The 16,866-nt window shown below is 69.1% G+C and carries 16 protein-coding genes; 5 read left to right on the top strand and 11 right to left on the bottom strand.

The genetic code is table 11. The annotated features are described in order from the left end of the window. Positions 1–154 precede the first annotated feature (154 nt). From ACIA5H_RS33620 to ACIA5H_RS33630, 3 genes are read left to right on the top strand one after another with little or no spacing between them, the layout of a single operon-like run. A complete protein-coding gene (locus tag ACIA5H_RS33620) occupies positions 155–928 on the top strand; it encodes an enoyl-CoA hydratase/isomerase family protein (RefSeq protein ID WP_397079949.1) in 774 nt (257 codons plus the stop codon). Position 929: 1 nt separating this feature from the next. After that, positions 930–3,080, top strand: a complete 2,151-nt coding sequence (locus ACIA5H_RS33625) for an acetate--CoA ligase family protein (protein ID WP_397079951.1) — start codon at positions 930–932, stop codon at positions 3,078–3,080. Continuing rightward, on the top strand, positions 3,073–3,873 hold the full coding sequence (locus ACIA5H_RS33630) for a crotonase/enoyl-CoA hydratase family protein (protein WP_397079953.1): 801 nt from the start codon (positions 3,073–3,075) through the stop codon (positions 3,871–3,873). The genes ACIA5H_RS33625 and ACIA5H_RS33630 overlap by 8 nt, the downstream gene beginning before the upstream one ends. A gap of 107 nt (positions 3,874–3,980) precedes the next feature. On the opposite strand, the gene ACIA5H_RS33635 is transcribed toward ACIA5H_RS33630, so the two are convergent. The 5 genes from ACIA5H_RS33635 to ACIA5H_RS33655 all read right to left on the bottom strand — a co-directional run bounded on the left by ACIA5H_RS33635 (position 3,981) and on the right by ACIA5H_RS33655 (position 8,732). After that, positions 3,981–5,018, bottom strand: coding sequence for an NAD(P)-dependent alcohol dehydrogenase (locus tag ACIA5H_RS33635; protein ID WP_397079955.1), 1,038 nt, complete (start codon positions 5,016–5,018; stop codon positions 3,981–3,983). 155 nt (positions 5,019–5,173) lie between these two features. Next, positions 5,174–5,854, bottom strand: a complete 681-nt coding sequence (locus tag ACIA5H_RS33640; protein WP_379255879.1) for a response regulator — start codon at positions 5,852–5,854, stop codon at positions 5,174–5,176. Further along, a complete protein-coding gene (locus tag ACIA5H_RS33645; RefSeq protein ID WP_397079958.1) occupies positions 5,851–6,918 on the bottom strand; it encodes a sensor histidine kinase in 1,068 nt (355 codons plus the stop codon). Before ACIA5H_RS33645 ends, ACIA5H_RS33640 begins: the two co-directional genes overlap by 4 nt. Positions 6,919–7,073: 155 nt before the next feature. Further along, complete coding sequence (locus ACIA5H_RS33650) at positions 7,074–7,586, bottom strand: DNA starvation/stationary phase protection protein (RefSeq protein WP_364435482.1); 513 nt, start codon at positions 7,584–7,586, stop codon at positions 7,074–7,076. A gap of 243 nt (positions 7,587–7,829) precedes the next feature. Then, complete coding sequence (locus tag ACIA5H_RS33655; RefSeq protein ID WP_397079960.1) at positions 7,830–8,732, bottom strand: aromatic prenyltransferase; 903 nt, start codon at positions 8,730–8,732, stop codon at positions 7,830–7,832. Positions 8,733–9,257: 525 nt separating this feature from the next. Here ACIA5H_RS33655 and ACIA5H_RS33660 point away from each other — a divergent pair. Continuing rightward, positions 9,258–9,563 (top strand): hypothetical protein, encoded by a 306-nt coding sequence (locus ACIA5H_RS33660; RefSeq protein ID WP_397080003.1) that lies wholly within the window; start codon positions 9,258–9,260, stop codon positions 9,561–9,563. Between the two features lie 33 nt (positions 9,564–9,596). Here the strand turns inward: ACIA5H_RS33660 and ACIA5H_RS33665 are convergent, their stop codons facing one another. From ACIA5H_RS33665 to ACIA5H_RS33685, 5 genes are all read right to left on the bottom strand, one after another. Further along, a complete protein-coding gene (locus ACIA5H_RS33665) occupies positions 9,597–10,808 on the bottom strand; it encodes a Dyp-type peroxidase (RefSeq protein ID WP_397079962.1) in 1,212 nt (403 codons plus the stop codon). Beyond that, a complete protein-coding gene (locus ACIA5H_RS33670) occupies positions 10,801–11,373 on the bottom strand; it encodes a copper chaperone PCu(A)C (protein ID WP_379255873.1) in 573 nt (190 codons plus the stop codon). Before ACIA5H_RS33670 ends, ACIA5H_RS33665 begins: the two co-directional genes overlap by 8 nt. A gap of 384 nt (positions 11,374–11,757) precedes the next feature. Beyond that, a complete protein-coding gene (locus tag ACIA5H_RS33675; protein WP_379255871.1) occupies positions 11,758–12,285 on the bottom strand; it encodes a hypothetical protein in 528 nt (175 codons plus the stop codon). Positions 12,286–12,648: 363 nt separating this feature from the next. Continuing rightward, complete coding sequence (locus ACIA5H_RS33680; RefSeq protein WP_397079964.1) at positions 12,649–13,362, bottom strand: endonuclease/exonuclease/phosphatase family protein; 714 nt, start codon at positions 13,360–13,362, stop codon at positions 12,649–12,651. A 65-nt stretch (positions 13,363–13,427) separates the two neighbouring features. Further along, positions 13,428–14,057 carry a TetR/AcrR family transcriptional regulator gene (locus ACIA5H_RS33685; RefSeq protein WP_397079966.1) on the bottom strand — a complete coding sequence of 210 codons (630 nt, stop codon included), beginning with the start codon at positions 14,055–14,057 and terminating at the stop codon, positions 13,428–13,430. Between the two features lie 118 nt (positions 14,058–14,175). Here ACIA5H_RS33685 and ACIA5H_RS33690 point away from each other — a divergent pair, with 118 nt between their 5' ends. Continuing rightward, positions 14,176–15,312, top strand: a complete 1,137-nt coding sequence (locus tag ACIA5H_RS33690) for a lipase family protein (RefSeq protein WP_397079968.1) — start codon at positions 14,176–14,178, stop codon at positions 15,310–15,312. 21 nt (positions 15,313–15,333) lie between these two features. On the opposite strand, the gene ACIA5H_RS33695 is transcribed toward ACIA5H_RS33690, so the two are convergent. Continuing rightward, positions 15,334–16,770, bottom strand: coding sequence for an MFS transporter (locus ACIA5H_RS33695; RefSeq protein WP_397079970.1), 1,437 nt, complete (start codon positions 16,768–16,770; stop codon positions 15,334–15,336). Positions 16,771–16,866: the final 96 nt, after the last annotated feature.

The raw sequence follows: 16,866 nt of genomic DNA on the forward strand, positions 1-16,866 counted from the left end.
GCCTCCCAAGGACCGTGGGCTGTGACCCGGGTAACTGATGGTCGGTCATGCAACACCGGCGTCCCCGTGTGTGCAAATCGATTTGCATTCAGAGATGGGAATGCAATTGTTATGGCATAGTGTGACGTCGACCCGAGCAGGAGGAGATGAGCGAATGTCCATGGTGCTGGTGAGCAGGTCCGGTCCGATAGCGACGCTGACGTTGAACCGTCCGGAACGGCTCAACGCGGTCAGCGAAGAGCTCTACGAAGCGTTGATCGGCCACCTGGTGGTCGCCGATTCCGATCCGGCGGTGCGCTGCGTGGTGCTGCACGGTGCGGGCCGCGCGTTCTGCGCCGGCGCCGACCTGAAGGCGCATCACGTCGGCTCCCGCACGCCCACCGAGCAAGCGCACTACCTCGATCTCGCCCAGCGGGCGTGCGAGCAGATCCAGCGAATGGACACGCCGGTCGTCGCCGCCGTCGGCGGATACGCGCTGGGCGCAGGCGCCGAAATGGCGGTGAGCGCGGACTTCCTCGTGATGGCCGATGACGCGCAGCTCGGTTTCCCCGAGGTGAGCATCGGGACGTTCGTCGGCGGCGGAGTCACCCATCGGCTACCGCGTTTGGTCGGTCTGCGCCGCGCCACCGATCTGCTCGTCCTCGGCGAGCGCTGCACCGGCACACAAGCATTCGAGTGGGGTTTGGCCTACGCGTCGGTGCCCGGTGACGTCCTTCTCGATACGGCGCGCGGACTCGCCGACGCATTGGCGGGGAAAGCGCCGTTGTCGCTGGCGCGGATGAAGGCCGCGCTGCGCCGTGACGATCCCCTGGAAGTCGCGCTCGCCGGTGAGCCGCGCCAGATCCTGGAGTTGATGGCGACCAGGGACTGGGCCGAGGGCGTCGCGGCGTTCGCCGAACGCCGCACCCCTGTGTTCGAAGGGAAGTGACGTGCCCACACTCGACGCCTCGGTCCGCACCGCGCTCGAACGTCTGTTGGATCCACGCTCCGTCGTGGTGGTCGGTGCGTCTTCCGACCCGGCGAAGCGTGGTCACCAGGCCATTCGCGCTCTGCGGGAGGCCGGTTACGAAAACCCCGTCTACCCGGTCAATCCCAATGCCGGCCAAATACTCGGCCTGGATGTCTGCGCATCGCTCGATCAGGTGCCTCCCGGCGCCGATGTCGCGCTGATCGCCCTGCCCGCCGCCGCCGTGCCCGGCGTGTTGCGTGAATGCGCGGCCGCGGGCATCGCCGGAGCAGTGGTGCTCGCCAACGGTTTCGGTGAGATCGGCGTGGACGGCGCCGATCTCGCCGCCGAGCTGGCAGCCGCGATCGACGAGACCGGCATTCGCGTCATCGGTCCCAACACCTCCGGCCTGCTCAACCTCACTTCGGGTGCGAATCTGGTAGGGCTGCAGGGTGTTCCGCGCGGACCGATCAGCGTCATCACGCAGAGCGGGAACATGCTGTTGTCGCTGGTGAACGACAACAACGTCCTCAGAGGTCCCGGCTTTCACGCGTACGTGGGGTTGGGCAACCAAGCCGACGTCCGTTACGACGAATGCCTGGTCGAACTCGCCCGTCATCCGGAAACCGGTGTCGTGGCGGTCCATTCCGAGGGATTCGCCGACGGGCGGTCGTTCCTGGTGGCGGCCGCTCGGACCGCGCCGGACACGCCCGTCGTCCTGCTGCGCGGCGGCCGCTCGGAGGAGGGCCGGCGCGCGGCGGCCTCGCATACCGGCTCGATAGCGGGCTCGGACGCGGTGGCGACCGCCGTCCTGCGCCAAGCCGGGGTGGAACTGGTCGATCGCTCCGACGAACTCGCGGTCGTCGCGGGAGCCCTCGCCGTGTGTGCTCCGATCACCCCGGGGCGCACGGTCGCGATTCTCAGCGACGGCGGTGGACACGCCGCGCTGGCGGCGGATGGCCTGGCCGCGCACGGGATCGAATCCGCACGGCTCGCCGAGCACACCCGGCAACAATTGCGGAAAGTGCTCGGCGCGGCGGCCGCGGTCTCGGGCCCCGTCGATGTGGCCGGCGCCACCGATACCGACCCGATGGTCTTCGCCGAAGCCGCCGAGATCCTCATGCGCGATCCCGCGGTGGGCCTCGTGCTGATCATCGGGCTGTTCGGTGGCTACCACCTGCGTTTCGACGCGGGATTGCGCGACAGCGAAGACGCGACGGCGGGCGTCCTGCTCGCGCTTTCGGCCGAATACAAGGTGCCCTTGGTGATCCAGAGCTGCTACGCCGGTCTCGATATCGCCAATCACGACCGGCTGCGCGCCGGCGGCGTACCGGTGCTCGGCTCGATCGAGCACGCCGTGCGAGCGGCGGCGGCTCTGCACCGGCGCGGCCGCCTGATCGCCGAGCGCGCCCGGCGCTCCTCGCTGACACTGCCGCCGCCCGCCCCGCCCATCCCGGGTTCGGGGATCCTCGACGAGCCGACCGCGCGGCGGGTGCTGGCCGACGCGGGAGTGGAGGTCGGCATGTGGACCTTCGCGCGCGACGTGGATGCGGTGGCTCCGGCAGTCGCCGCGTACCGGCGACCGTGTGCACTGAAAGTCGTCTCAGCCCAGGTGATCCACAAGTCGGACGTCGGTGGCGTCCGGCTGGGAGTGGTGGCCTCCACCGCGACCGAGAACGCCGACTCCATTGTCGACGCGGTGACCGCGAAGGTGCCCGACGCCAGGATCGACGGAGTGATCGTGACCCCCATGGCCGACGCTGGTGTGGAGTTGCTCGTCGGCGCGACCCGGGATCCGATCTTCGGGCCGGTGCTGGCTTTCGGCACCGGTGGGGTGCTGGTCGAGGCGGTCCGGGATGTCGCGTTCCGAGCCGTCCCCCTCACCGAGTCGGAAGCTCACCAGATGATCGAGGAGACCATCGCCTCCCGCATGCTCGACGGCTACCGGCACCTGCCCGAGGTCGATCGTGACGGGCTCGCGCGATTCCTCGTGCGCATCGGGGATTTCGTCGCCGCGCACCCGGAGATAGCCGAACTCGATCTCAATCCGGTTATCGCGTCCGGGCACGACCTCACGCCGGTGGATGTGCGAATCGTCCTGTCCGAGTCGGCGTCCGGAGGCCGCGATGAGTGACCCGATCCTGATCGACCGGACCGGCGATGTGGTCGTCTGGACCCTGAACAACCCGCGAGCCCGCAATCCGATCTCCGAAGCGGACACCATCAGCGCCCTCGAGGACGCGGTGGCGGCGGCCAACCAGGACCACAGCCTCCGGGCGGCCATCCTCACCGGTGCCGGCTCGGCGTTCTCCTCCGGCGGCAACGTCAAGCACATGCGCGACCGGGCCGGAATGTTCGGCGGCACACCGGCGCGGCTACGTCAGGAATACCGTCACGGAATTCAGCGGATCCCGAGAGCGCTGTATCACTGCGAGATACCCACCATCGCCGCCGTCAACGGCCCGGCCATCGGCGCGGGTTGCGACCTGGCCTTGCTGTGCGACCTGCGGATCGCCGTCGCCACCGCCGTGTTCGCCGAGAGCTTCGTCAAGCTAGGCCTGGTCCCCGGCGACGGCGGAGCCTGGCTGCTGCCCAGGGCGATCGGCATGGCCAGGGCCTGCGAAATGGCGTTCACCGGTGAGCCGATCGACGCGCGCACCGCACTCGACTGGGGGTTGGTCTCGGAGGTGGTGGAGCCCGGCGCACTCTTGGACGCGGCCCACCGGCTCGCTGCCCGCGTGTGCGCCAATCCGCCGCATGTGCTGCGAATGACCAAGCGGCTGCTGCGCGAAGGAACACACCAGAGCTTGGAAAGCCTGCTCGAGCTGTCTGCGGCCATGCAGGCCGCCGCGCATCACACCGACGACCATCGCGAGGCCGTCTCGGCCGTGCTGGAGCGCAGACCACCCGAGTTCACTGGTGGGTGAGCAACTCCCCGGTGGCGCACAAGCCACTCCGCCGACGGCGCGGTTCAACCAACGAGGCCCCTCCGATACAGGGTGCGGCGAAGGCTGGACCGCGGTCGCCGGGCAAGCTAATCGGTGATGACGATCTTGCCTCTGGCGTGGTGCCCGAGCATGTGGGCGACCGCGTGCGCGGCTTCGCCGAGGGGATAGGCCCGCTCGATGATCACCTTGACGTCGCCGGACACCAAGAGCGCGGCGAGATCGTTCAAATCGTCCTGGCCGGGGAGGCAGGTGACGGTGCGGACGTCGGTCGAACCCCAACCCATCATCTTCGCTCGGGCGATCCTCGGCAGGCTCCCGAAAAGTCCTCTGGCGCTGCCGATGCTGTTGGGGATGAATATTCCGGTGGGTGTCAGCAGATCGGCTGTCGCGGAGGGCGGATGGTTCAACACGTTGTCGAGGATCACGTCGTAGCGTTGTGTGCCACGGGTGTAGTCCTCCCGGGTGTAGTCGATGATGTGGTCGGCGCCCAACGACTGCACGAGTTCGATGTTGCGGGTGCTGCACACGCCGGTGACCTGAGCGCCGAGCGTCTTGGCGATCTGCACCGCGAGCGTTCCGACACCGCCCGACGCGCCGTTGATCAGGACCCGTTTCCCCGGCCCGGCCCGGCCCACGTCGCGCATTGCCAGCAGCGCCGTGATGCCCGACATGACCGATGCCGCGGCCTCCGCGAACGACAGTTCGGCGGGTTTGCCGATCAGCTGGGACGCCGGTACCACCGTGAATTCGGCGAACGTGCCTGCCAGCGATTTCGCGCTGTTGCCCCACAGCGAACCGAATACCTCGTCGCCGGGGCGGAAGCCGGTCACGTTCTTTCCGACGGCCTCCACGGTTCCCGCGATGTCACTTCCGCGTACCGGTGTAGCAGGCCGGCGGAGTCCGAACCCCAGTCGCAGGAGGTACGGCACACCGGTCACCGCGAGCCAGTCCGGGGTGTTCACGCTGGTGGCGCGCATGCGGACCAGGACCTCGTCGTCGGAGGGATCGGGGCGGGCGATGTCGTCCGGTGCGAGTACCTGTTCCGGTGCACCGTAACCGCGTTGGACGATCGCCTTCATCGTGGCGTCGCGTTCGGGCGTGGTCGCGTTCGTCGATGCCGACATGGTTTTCTCCCTCGAATGGTCACGCCGGGCCGCGAGCGGCGTCGGTTGTGCAACCATCCTGGCGAACCGGCCGACGGACCACATCGGACGAGCGGTTCGATCCGAGTCGGCCGATAGGACGGGGCCCGGGGATACTTTCGGCCGAGGTGCTCCGGTCAGCGCCCGACGCGGTCGGTCTCGTACGCCCAGATGACGAGTTCCACCCGGTTGCGCGCCCCGAGTTTGGCCATGAGGCTCGCGATGTGGGTCTTGACCGTGCTGAGGCTGATGTGCAGCTCCGCGGCTATCTCGTTGTTGGTTCGCCCTCGGGCGACGGTGGCCAGTACGTGCTCCTCGCGCTCGGTGAGTTCCATGGCGGGCCGGGCAGGCGCTGCGGCGCGTCCGGTGCTTGCGAAGGCGGTGAGCAGACGCGCGGTGATACTCGGGGCGATGAGCGCGTCGCCGCGAGCGGCGGCATGGACGGCCTGCGCGAGCATCGCGGGTCCGGCCTCTTTCAAAAGGAATCCGCGTGCGCCGGCACGCAGCGCCGCGTAAACGTACTCGTCGAGGTCGAAGGTGGTGATGACGACCACGGCGAGGGGGTCGTCGACGGCAGGCCCGGCGAGCAGGCGAGTGGCCTCGATGCCGTCGACGCCCGGCATGCGGATATCGAACAAGCACACATCTGGGCGCAGATCGCGAGCGAGCCGGACGGCCTGGGCCCCGTCCCCGGCCGCGCCGACGACTTCGATACCCGGTTGGGCGTCGAGGATCATCACCAGCCCGGTGCGGACGATCTCCTGGTCGTCGGCGACGACCACCCGCAGATTCGACGTCGTCGGCTCGCCTGCGGTCATGTCGCCGCACCCTGCCGGGGCAGCACCGCCGTCACGGTCCACCCGCGGTCGGAGTTCGGGCCCGCCGCGCAGGTGCCGCCGAGCAGGTCGGCGCGCTCGGCCATGCCGGCCAGCCCGTAACCCGGAGATCCGGCCGGGCGTGCGGGACCGCCGTCGCCGTCGTCACGGACGAGCAGTCGGACCGCGGTGTCGTCGCTGGTGACACGCACTTCGATGCGGGTGGCGTGCCGGGCGTGACGCACCGCGTTGGTGATCGACTCCTGGGCCAAGCGGTAGATCGCGGTGCCGACCGTCGCGGGCAGATCGGTGACATCACCACTGATCTCCACCTCCACGGTAGGACCGTTGCCGGTGGAACCGGCGAGCTGTTCCAGATCGGTGATGCCGGGATTGGGCGAGCGGTCCCCATCATCGATCGGCTGGTCTCGCCGGAGCACACGCACGATGGCGCGCATCTCGGCGAGCGTGCGCGCGGCTTCGGCCTCGATCAGGCGCAGCGCGTCGACGGCGGCGCCGGGCGTGGACTCCGCGATCGCCAGACCGGCTTGGGCGCGAATCGCCATGGCCGACACATGATGCGCGACGGTGTCGTGCAGATCGCGGGCCAGTCGTTCGCGTTCGACGAGCTTGACCTGATCGAGTTCCCGAGCCTTCGCCCGTGCCCGGTACCGGAACGCCAAGCCCAGCGCGACGGCCGCGAACAGCACGATGAACGCTCCGGCCGCATCGGCGGCGGGGAGGCCGCCGGTCAGCATCGCGATGCCCGCACTGGGGAAGACGATCGCCGATCCGATCACGATGTCGCGCCCGGACCCCCACCGGTACAACGCGTACGGCAGCAGCAGCGTCGCCCCCATGGCGGCGATGTCCGACTGATCGCCACCCAGCAGCACCGTCGCCGAGGTCGAGCCGACGAAGGCGATGCCGACCATCGACAGCGGTCGGCTCCGGCGCCACAACAGCGTGGGCATGATCGCGACCGCGACCGCGATCCACACGAACCGGTGCGAGATGTCTTGTCGAAGCGAACCTTCGAGAACCGCGAGCGCGATGAACGTTCCCACGAGCGCCCGATCCCGCCATGACCGAGGTGGAGCGTCTGGGGCGTGCGGCTCGTGCCACACCGAGCGGATCAGGTCGTGCACGCCTCAATGATCGCGCTCGGACCCCTGGAAGGGGAACGGCGGGTGCTTCCACTCGGCGTATGGCGCTCGTGCCGTCAGACCTTGCGGTTCTCCGACTTGATCATCCACGCCAGTTTCTCCAGCGACGCGGTGATCTGATGCAGCAGATCGCTGGTGCTGGGGTCCTCGGCGTCCACCGCGTCGTGCACGTCGCGGATGGTGTCGATCGCCGCGTAGGTGCGAGTCGTGATCAAGTCGACGACGTCGGCGGAGTTCACCTCTTGGGCGGGGAACGGCGGGAGGCTCGTCGTCGCGGCGACGATGTCGGAGCGTCCGTCGGGGACCACGTCGAGGGCTCGCATCCGCTCGGCGATGGTGTCGCTGCCCTCCCGTGCCGCATCGACGAGCTCATCGAGTTGCAGGTGGAGATCGCGGAAATTGGCGCCGACGACGTTCCAGTGGGCCTGCTTGCCTTGCAAGTGCAGTTCGACGAGATCGACGAGAACGCGCTGCAGATCGGCGGCCAGGCGGGGTGAACCGGTGAAATTGCGGACCTCGTCGGCGAGACGGCGATTGGTTCGGTGCTGAGTCTTGTGTGCCGTAGTCATGGTTGCACTCCTCTCGTGATCTTCACGAAGAACAACTCCGACTTTATTGGAATCATTCCAGATTGCACTGTCGCGTGGATCACCCCTCCTCGGCGTGCGCACGGCTCGAGGTCACGTCAGGAACGTGTGCGCCCGGTCGACGGCGCCATCGTCTGCGCGCACTCGATGCAGGCGCTCGCCGCCGCCGAACGTCCGCCGCACCTCGAGGCCATCTTCGTCAGCGGCGGCCACTACGAGCCGCGCCTATTTCGCTCGCGGCGCGGCGCCGCCGCCGGGGATGACGGCACGATGGACGGTCGTGTATTCGGCTTGCACTTTGTAGTACCGCGAGTGCGGACCGTAGGCGGCGTAGAGGGTGAAGCCGCGTGGCCCTTCGAAGGCACGCGGCGCCCCGTCGACGAAACGGGTCAGCACGGGATCGAGGTCGCGCGGAAAATTCGATTCCTGATAACGCTGCGGGAAGCAGATGCGTCGCATGCGCGGCGAGGTCCAACAGAAGGTGCGGTAGACGTTGAATGTGCCGTCGAACAGCGTCAGTTCTTCGTCGGTGGCCGCGACGAAATCCAGGTCGGTCAGGATTGCGGCGATGTCGTCGGAAGTGATCGCACCGGGCGGCAGCACCTGGGAGTACAAGTTCATGGTGCGACTGGCGAAATCGAGCGCCAGAATGCCGACCTTGCCGCCGTAGCGGGTCAAGTGCTCGGTGTGCGAGCGCGCCGCGTCCGGAATCCCCGGGAACGCGAGCATCCGCTCGACCTCGAGGACATCGGCGAAGAACAGCCAGACCTTCTGCACACCACCGGTGAGGGACAGGTCGACGGCCGATCCCGCCGGGACCTCGGCACAGACCTCCGCCAGCAATTTCTCCATGGGATGTCCGGTGAAGGTGATCAGTCCGGCACCGCGCAGCGTCTCGACCAGTTCTGCCGGCGGGCCCGAGTGCTGCACCCTGGCGTTGACCTCGCGCTCGGGCACCGGATGGGTCGTGGTGCGCACACCGACCACCGAGCCGGTCCACAGATCGGCGAGAGCGTCCAGCGCCGGATCCACCACCGCGGGGTCGTAACGCGCTTCGGCCAAGCGCGCGAATTCGCGCAGATCCCGGCGCAGCCGGTCGAGCGTGACAGTGACCGATGTGCTGCTCATACGTCAACCTCGAATACTCCCACCGGGGGGTGAAAAGCCAAGTCCACCAACAGATCGACTCGTCACGATAGTCGCGCGGCCGGCCGTGTCGCTACACGGACACCGGCGTTTCTCCGCCGGCTGGTTGGCGTCGTAGCCGGTCCGGCAGTTCGCTTCGGTAGGGTCGCGGCGGCGGGTCCGCCCGCGGCGACAGCGGCCGCGATTGTGGTGACAGTCTTGCTGGTCCGCCACCGTGTGCGACCGCGTCGGATTTCGACCATGTGGTTGGTCCTTCGAGCAGGTGTGATGCAAGTCGTGTGGTCCACTGTGGGGTCGTGCGGCATCCCCGCCACATCCGTCAGGTGACGCTGTACGCGACGTAGTTCGGTGACCGAGCTCTTCGAATGCGCTGCACCGGTGCGGGCGAGTTCGTCCCATCGGGCAGCGAAATCGCGAAGTGCACTCGCGCCCGAACCATGGCAAGTTTGCTGCGTGAACGTGTCAGAGTTGATCTACAACGTCGTAGTCGTCGCTCACCTGCTCGGCATGGCGGCGGTAGTGGGTGGTTATGTGGCGGGGCGGCCTCGGGTCTCGGAGGTGATGGTCTGGGGTGCGCGGTTGCAGGTGGTCACCGGATTGATCTTGGTCGGCATGGCCGAGTCGATCGATTCGCTCGGCAAGGACCCGAACATGGTGAAGATCGGCGTGAAGCTGGTCGTCGCGGTGGCGGTGGCGGCGTTCGCGGAGATGGGGCACGCGGACGAGAAGCGAGGCAAGCCGGTGCCGTGGTTGACCGATGCCGCGGGCGTGCTGGCGATCGTGAACGTCTTGGTGGCCGTGTTGTGGACCTGAGGTGTCCGGCGCCGCATGGGCGCCGAACACTTCTCACGCCTCGAACAGCGGTTGCCCGAGATAGCCGCCCGGTGACGCGACCCCGGGCGGGATTGCGAACACCGCGGAACCGATGGGTGTGGTCCACACATTGAGAGCGTCGAATTCCGCGAGCCGACGCTGGACCGGAAGGAACTGGGTGTCCACGTCCCGCTGATAGGCGGCGAACAGCAGACCCGAGTTGGAGGTCGCGCCCGGCGTGGGGGCGTCGTCGTAGTTGTAGCCGCGCCGCAGGAAACGCTCGCCGTCGTGGGTGTGATGGGCGCGAGCGATGTGCGATGACGGTGGGATGACCGGTATCCCGTTCGCGTCGACGGCCGCGAAGTCCGGCTCGTCGAACTCGCCGGTTCCGGTCAGCGGCGCGCCGTCGGCGATGGTGCGGCCGACGGTGAGTTCCCTTTCCTCTCGGTCGATCCGGTCCCAGGTGTCCAGCGTCATCGCGATCCGCCGCAGTACGCACGAGGTTCCGCCGCGCAGCCAGGGCTGCGTGGCCCCGTCATCCCACACCAGACGGGCGAACTCCGGTGTGCCGGGCGCCAGGTTCACCGTGCCGTCGACCTGGCCCATCAGGTTGCGCGGTGTCCGGCCTGGTGCGGCATCGCGAAATCCGCGTTGCACCCAGCGCACGGTGACCAGCGAGGTCACGCTCCGGCAGAGCACACGCACCGCGTGTGACACCGTGGTCGCCTCCTCGGCGCATATCTGCAGGAGCAGATCGCCTCCGGTCCAGGCGGATTCGAGCCGGTCGATGGCGAAAGGGGGCAACGGCCGCAGCCACGACGGCCTGCGATGCTCGAGCCCGGCCGCCGTGAACACCGCGGGCCCGAAACCCACCGTGACGGTGAGCCGCGCCGGGTGCAGCGCGAGTTCGGCTTCGGTGTCCGCGAGCGCGGGCCGCCCCTCGGTCAGCCGGGCGGCGTCCCCGGTCCATATCCTCAGCAGTCCGACGAGGTCATCGCGCCGGACACCCGGTCGCAGATCGAAGGCGACGAATGCCGCGTGCGACTGCGGGAGGGTGTCGATCCCGGCTTGGTGCGGGCCGTAGAACGGCACCGTCGCTTCCCGGGCCGAGGGACCGGATTCCCGCCGTCCGGTACGCGCGGACGCGCCGAGCCCGACACCGGCGACGCCGGCCGCGGCGGCTCCGCCGCCCAGCAGACGCCGCCGGTTGATCCGTGCGGGACGCGGTTCGTCGCGGTCAGCCACCGTGCGCGGGGGTCTGCGCGCCTGCATGTGCCTCGCCGCCCGCGTGATCGGGCACGTAATTCTCCTGGTTGCCCGCGAAGTCGCGCACCTGAGCGGTGAAGGTGGTGGTCGAGCCGTCGTCGAAGGTCAGCGTGACCGACGTCTCCGACCCCGTGCGCAGCGGCCCGTGCAGGTCCATGAACATGATGTGGTCGCCGCCGGGCCGCAGCTGGGTGCGGCCGTGCGCCGGAACGACGAAGCCGCCGGGCTTGGGCCGCATCGCCTTGGTGCCGTTCGCGTCGGTGACCACCTCGTGCAACTCGATCCGGCCGGAGGCGGGACTGGTGGCCGAGACGATGGTGCGCGGGGTGTCGCCGCTGTTGGTCAGGTCGCCGAAGGCGGCCGACATCCCGCTGTCGGCGGCCTTGACCCACTGGTCGGAGATGGTCACCGCATCGGCGGATGCGACGGTGCCGGTCTTGTCGGCCGACGAACACGCGGTCAGCAGAAGGGGCACCGCCGCGGCGGCGAGCGCGCCACGCAGGAGGCGAGCGGTGCGCGGTGCGACGAAAAGGTTGACGGTCATGAGAACTCCGCAAGTCGTGAGATTCGGTGTGGTGCGCGCTGACGAAGGCCTCGGGAGCTCCGGGCATCGACCGATCCGTCGGCGGGCTCGGGTCACTCGGTGCTGTCGGTGGACACGCCACATCCGGCCCGCCGCGAGGAGGCCGGGCATCCGAGTCGGCGGCAGCCGATCTGGCCCTGAAGCCGCACTGCGAGTCGCCGAAAACGCCCGCTTCGCAATCCGGTTCACGGCGAGTCGATTCTCCGGCGCTGTACCGCCGTGATTCCCGAGGTCGGAACGGCGTTCGCGAGCCGGAGCGGGAAGCCATGATCCGAAGCGCATCGTCGGCTGGGTCGTCGAGCGCGGCCCGGCACTTCGGCGAGGCTCGTCGGCGCGATGTAGGGGTCAGCGGATAGGTGGCGGGCCGCGCAGGCCGGGGCCCGAACTCAGTAGCGGGCGGCGCGGATGGGGGAGAACATGCCCGAACGCGGGCGAGCCGATCCGGACCGGCGCGCTGGGACCTTCGCCGAGCACGCGCACCGTGTGGCGCACATCGGAAACCGCGCGCACGACAGCGTGTTCGGCGGCGCGGATGAGCAGCGCGCCGAGCGGGACGGCCGCAAGATGCGTGCCGAGCATGACCGAGGTCGCGCCCGCGTCGTGGTGATGAGCGGCCGACAGGGTTGACGCGAAATGCGCGACGGCTTGCGCCACCGCCAGCGTGGCCATCATCTCGCCGCGCCCGTGCCGGTGGGGTCGCGCACCGGCCAGCACGCCGACCGCCGCGCACGCGGCGATCAGCAGGGCGATCGGCGCCGCGCCGGGTGCCATCGCACCGCCGCCGAGCGCGTGCGCGGCGATGCTCACCGCCCCGGCCGCGGATCCGACGAACGCGCCGCGCAGCCGCGCCGCCACTACCGTCGGATTACGCACCGACTCATACTACCGCCCGTCGTAGCGCGGGGAGGCGCCGGATCGGATGCCCGACAGACCCGCGCGCCGGACTCGACTCGACGGGTCCCGGCCACAGACCGGAGCCGAATCGTTCTGGCCTGGAGTATCCCAGTGGGGTCGAAGACGCGCCGCCGCTGCGGAACCCGCTGTGAGCGCGGGAGATTTCGCGACCGCGGACATCCCGGCTCCTTCCCCGAACTCGCCGATCATGCCGTGGCATCCCCGCTTTCCGGAAGTTCCGTTGCGAGCTCCTGCACGGATCGACCGGAATCGCCGCGGCACCGAACTCGTGGCCCGCCCGGCATCGGCAGCACGACGGCATCGACGCGGACCCCGGCCGACTCACACCATGACGCTCGCGTGGACGAGATTGTGGTCGGACACCCCGCCGATGTCGTCGACCGACGCCGCCGTGACGGTCGCGCCGTGGACCACCACGTGGTCGATGTGCTGTGACTTCGTTCCCGAGGAACGCGGGCGGGTGGGCAGCCCACCCGCGACGTGTTCGGCGACCATGAAGTGGTCGCCCAACCCTGCGGCGACGGTGGCGCGGTCGATGTTGAAGTCACCCAGCAGCACCGCGGCGTCCTCCGGGGCATCGGTGGCGAGTTCGGCCAGGCGGGCGAGCTGGTCGGTGCGCCGCCGATCGCCGGTGACATGGGTGGCGATGACCGTCAGCCCGCCGACGTCGACGACGAGGGCGCCCTTGCCGTGGTCGTGCGCGAAGGATTCGGCGGTCACCTCCCTGCTCGGCTCCGCGGTGAGCACCACCAGGTACTCCCCGCCGTCGAGCAAGGAACTGGGCATGCGCCGCGGCGTCGGCAACCGCTGATACCGCATCGCGTGGAAGATTCGATCCGGCAGCGCCATTCGCAGGCTGGCCAGTTGATCGCCGCTGACCTCCTGTAACGCGATGATCCGCTCGGTGCGTTCGGCCACCCGCGCGGTGACTTCGGCGATCCGTGCGCCCTCGTCCGGCCAGCGGGTGGCGACGTCCTCGTACCAGTTCTCGGCGTGGACGCGATGCAGGACGTTCCAAGTGGCCACCGTGATCACCTCCGCGATGGTATGCGACCGATTGAAACAGGTTGCGGCGCGGGCTGTGCCGATCCGGCACGCGTTCAGCCGGCGCCCTGGATGTCGATGCCCTGCTGGAGCGACGCGATCGCGCGATCGAGGACCCGGTGCAAGGCCGGGATCGAGTGGTCCGCTCCCATCATCCAGTGATCGAGGCCGACACCGAAGGCCGCGAAACAGGCCGCGGCGGTGAGCTGCGGTCGCAGGTCATCGGCGGGAAGCCCGGCGCGGGCGGCGAAGTTCAGCGCCATCGCGCGCTGGCGTCCCAGCGCCCCGATGAAGTTCTCCCGGCGCAATTCCGGATTGCCGACCAGCAGCTGCCTGGCTCGGCGCGCGGTCTCCGCCTGGCGGTCCCGCGACGGTGCGTCCCGCTCGTCGAGCAAGAAGTCGCGCAGCGCCGCGCGCACCGCGGTCAGCACCGATTCGCTCGCCGGGCGTCGGTCGACGGCAGCGAGCAACTGGGCCATGAGGTCTTCCTCGTGGCTGAACACCACCGCGAGCTTCGACGGAAAATGACGGTGGAAGGTCCGCCGGGAGACCTGTACCGCGTCGGCGATCTGCTGCACGGTGGTCTGCTCGAACCCATGCAGCTCGAACAGCCGCAGCGCCGCGTCGACCAATTCCCGCCGCACCCGCGCCTTCTCGCGGTCGCGTGGACCGTTCACACCCGTCATGCCCCGCATTCTCTCTCGGCGATGTCGTCCCCATTGGTGTCTCAAAGTGACACATTAGCCGAAAATCGGGCTACAGTGTCTCGACGAGACACCAAATTGAGAACCGAGAGGTGGCGCCATGTCGGTGCGACGTGCAGGAATCACCGTGGCCGCGGCCGCATTGCTTTTCGCGGGTCCGCCGGTGGGGGCGGCCGTGGCCGACCCCACGGGGTCGGGCGCGGCTCCGGGCGCGGTCGCCAGCGACGAGGCGCTGCCCGAACAGCTTTGGATCGAGGGCGCGGGCGCGGCCCGCCGCCTGACGTATTGGACCAGGACCTCCGATGACCGGCCGGCGCTGGCCGGTGGTGCGGTCTTCGTTCCGGCGGGGACGCCGCCGAGCGGTGGCTGGCCGGTGCTGTCCTGGGAGCACGGGACGGTCGGCCTCGCCGACGAATGCGCGCCGTCGACCGCGGGCCGTAGCAAGCGCGACCTGGATTACCTGGCGACCTGGTTGCGCCAGGGCTACGCCGTCGTCGCGACCGACTACATCGGTCTGGGCACCCCGGGGCCGCACGCGTATCTGGACGGACGCGCCGAGGCGCACGCCGGAATCGACATGGTGCGCGCGGCCCGCGCCGTCGAGGATTCGCTGTCGTCGAAATGGGTGGCCATCGGGCAGTCACAGGGTGGCGGAGCCGCGGTGTTCACCGCCTCGCTGGCCACGGCGTACGCCCCTGAACTGGACTATCGCGGCGCGGTCGCCACCGGCCCCGCCTCCAATGTCGTCGAGGCCGCCTCGTTCCTCGGGCCCGACGCACCTCCGATCGACAATTCGCACCTCACCGCCTATATCGCGTATGTCATGAACGGACTGCGGGCGGCGCGACCGGGCTTCGATCTCGACAGTTACCTCAGCCCGGTCGGCAAGCAATTGGCCACCGCCGCGGAATCGCTGTGCTTCCAGCCGCTGGCCGAGCGGGCGCAAGGGATCTCGGTCAACCGGTTGTTCTCGCGCCCGCTGGCGGACGGCGATTTCGTCGCCACCGCCCGCTCCGTCATGGACGTTCCGCTCACGGGCTACGACCGGCCGCTGTTCATCGGACAGGGCACCAACGACACCGACGTCCCTGCTCCCCTGACCGCGAAGCTGGTCACCGATCTGGAATCGCACGGCGTCCGGCCCGAGGTCCACGTGTATCCGGGCAAGGATCACAGCGCCACGATGGCCGCTTCGCTGTCCGACAGCATTCCGTTCGTCGCCCGCCTGTTCGCCTGACCCCCGCGCGGGCCGCGGCGCTCAGGCGCGCGCGGCCGCGGGCTCGAGGTCGGCCTCCGGCAGCGTCGCGGCAGACTTGCGAACCGGAATGGCCAGCGCGATCAGCGCCGCCAGCACCGCGACGCCGCAAGCGATCAGCAATCCGGTGCGGAAGCCGGCCTCGGTGGGGATGGTGTGCCCACCGAGGCGGGTGCTCATCTGCGCGAGGACGACGCCGACGACCGCGGCCGACACCGTGGTGCCGATCGAGCGCATCAAGGTGTTGAAGCTGTTGGCCGACGCGGTTTCCGACAGCGGGACCGCGCCCATGATGAGCGCGGGCATCGAGCCGTAGGCGAGGCCGACGCCACCGCTGCACACGCAGGTCACGACGAGTAGCCCCCAGGTCGACCCCACCAGCACGACCGACGAACCGTATCCGAGGGCGATCACCGAGCTGCCGACGGCGAGCGTCACCTTCGGCCCGCGCGCGGCCGACAGCCGGGCACCGAGCGGGGAAACCGCCATCATCACCAGGCCGGCGGGGGCCATCCACAATCCCATCGCCAGCATGGACTGCCCGAGGCCGTACCCGGTGACCACCGGCAGTTGCAGCAGCTGCGGGATGATCAAAGACTGCGCGTACATGGCGAACCCGACCACGATCGAGGCCGCGTTGGTCAGCAGGACCTGCGTGCGCGCGGTCACGCGCAGGTCGACCAGCGGGTCCGCGGTACGCAGTTCCCACCAGCCCCACACCGCGAGGACCAGGACCGCGACCGCGAACAGGCCGAGGATGGTTCCGCTCGTCCAGCCCCAATCGGCGCCCTTGGACACCGCGAGCAACAGGCACACCAGCGCCGTGCCGAGACCGAGTGCGCCGGGAACGTCGAAACCGCCGCCGCCGCGTGCCGGAATGGCGGGCACCAGCAGCCAGATCAGCGTGGCGACACCAGCGCTCAGCACCGCCGCGCCCCAGAACAACACGCGCCAGCTTGCGTTCTCGGCCACCGCCGCGGCCAGCGGAAGACCCAGCGCGCCACCGATTCCCATCGACGCGCTCATCACCGCGATGGACGTGCCGAGTCGTTCGGCGGGCAGGACGTCCCGCAACGCGCTGATGCCGAGCGGGACGACACCCATGCCGATGCCCTGCAGGCCGCGACCGGCGATCATCGGCACCACCGAACTCGCCAGCGCGCAGACCAGCGATCCGGCGATGAGCGGAACCGTGCACGCCAGCAGCATGCGGCGCTTGCCGTAGAGATCGCCGAGGCGTCCGGTGATCGGGGTGGCCACCGCGCCGGCGAGCAGCGTCGCCGTGATCACCCAGGACGCGTTGGACGGTGTGGTGTCCAGGATGCGGGGCAGGTCCCCGATCAACGGCACCACCAGGGTCTGCATCAGTGCGGCGACGATGCCTGCCGCCGCGAGTACGCCGACGATGCCCTCGGACCGAGCTGCCGATGGTGCTGTCACGCGGGTCTCCCTCTCTTTTCGATTCTTGTGCACGATACATATGAATTGCATGATGCACAAGAGTTGTACTATGCAAATGTGCTGGTCGGGCCGCGG

This window comes from Nocardia sp. NPDC051900 (genome assembly GCF_044452545.1).
GTDB classification, from domain to species: domain Bacteria; phylum Actinomycetota; class Actinomycetes; order Mycobacteriales; family Mycobacteriaceae; genus Nocardia; species Nocardia sichangensis.

What these genes read in the sequence shown, in the direction of transcription:
- ACIA5H_RS33620 (WP_397079949.1), top strand. Translation starts at nt 155, where the DNA reads ATGTCCATGGTGCTGGTGAGCAGGTCCGGTCCGATAGCGACGCTGACG.
- ACIA5H_RS33630 (WP_397079953.1), top strand. Translation starts at nt 3,073, where the DNA reads ATGAGTGACCCGATCCTGATCGACCGGACCGGCGATGTGGTCGTCTGG.
- ACIA5H_RS33635 (WP_397079955.1), bottom strand. Translation starts at nt 5,018, where the DNA reads ATGTCGGCATCGACGAACGCGACCACGCCCGAACGCGACGCCACGATG.
- ACIA5H_RS33640 (WP_379255879.1), bottom strand. Translation starts at nt 5,854, where the DNA reads ATGACCGCAGGCGAGCCGACGACGTCGAATCTGCGGGTGGTCGTCGCC.
- ACIA5H_RS33650 (WP_364435482.1), bottom strand. Translation starts at nt 7,586, where the DNA reads ATGACTACGGCACACAAGACTCAGCACCGAACCAATCGCCGTCTCGCC.
- ACIA5H_RS33655 (WP_397079960.1), bottom strand. Translation starts at nt 8,732, where the DNA reads ATGAGCAGCACATCGGTCACTGTCACGCTCGACCGGCTGCGCCGGGAT.
- ACIA5H_RS33660 (WP_397080003.1), top strand. Translation starts at nt 9,258, where the DNA reads ATGGCGGCGGTAGTGGGTGGTTATGTGGCGGGGCGGCCTCGGGTCTCG.
- ACIA5H_RS33670 (WP_379255873.1), bottom strand. Translation starts at nt 11,373, where the DNA reads ATGACCGTCAACCTTTTCGTCGCACCGCGCACCGCTCGCCTCCTGCGT.
- ACIA5H_RS33685 (WP_397079966.1), bottom strand. Translation starts at nt 14,057, where the DNA reads ATGACGGGTGTGAACGGTCCACGCGACCGCGAGAAGGCGCGGGTGCGG.
- ACIA5H_RS33690 (WP_397079968.1), top strand. Translation starts at nt 14,176, where the DNA reads ATGTCGGTGCGACGTGCAGGAATCACCGTGGCCGCGGCCGCATTGCTT.